At 51.8% G+C, this 413-nt stretch carries 1 protein-coding gene; it reads left to right on the top strand.

Annotated elements, in window-relative coordinates; all coding sequences use genetic code 11:
- Nucleotides 1-373 (top strand): hypothetical protein (locus tag EOC06_RS41225; protein WP_206631405.1); only part of this gene is annotated, 373 nt, incomplete at its 5' end.
- Between the last annotated feature and the right edge of the window lie 40 nt (nt 374-413).

A 413-nucleotide genomic window follows, 5' to 3' on the forward strand; every position in this document is an offset into this window, starting at 1 on the left:
GAGTAGAGTGATGCAAGGGGATAGTAAGTCCGATCCGCCACTGGTGACCCAATCCTGTGACGAGATTCACTATGTGGGCTCCTGTTACTGGAAAAAGCGGTTTGGCCGATCAGAGTGGTCTAACATATATGTTGTCGCTCATCGCCAGCCGCAGCCTGAGCACGATAAGCAAAAGGCCAGTTGGACGCATGTTTACAGGATTGTTGAAGACATCCGGATGGGGCGATCGCTCGTTTATCTTGAGGCTGTGTTGCAGGGCGACTGCATGATCCGGGGCTTAGCTGCGGCCAAACAACTCATCGAAATTTTCAGCAATGCAGCTCGGCTAGACGAAGACCTGCGACGATCGACCAGAATTGAGCGGACTGCGTAAGTGGCTCAACAATTTGTCACGGCACAAGATCCATAACTTG

This window comes from Mesorhizobium sp. M7A.F.Ca.MR.362.00.0.0, assembly GCF_004023175.1.
GTDB lineage: Bacteria > Pseudomonadota > Alphaproteobacteria > Rhizobiales > Rhizobiaceae > Mesorhizobium.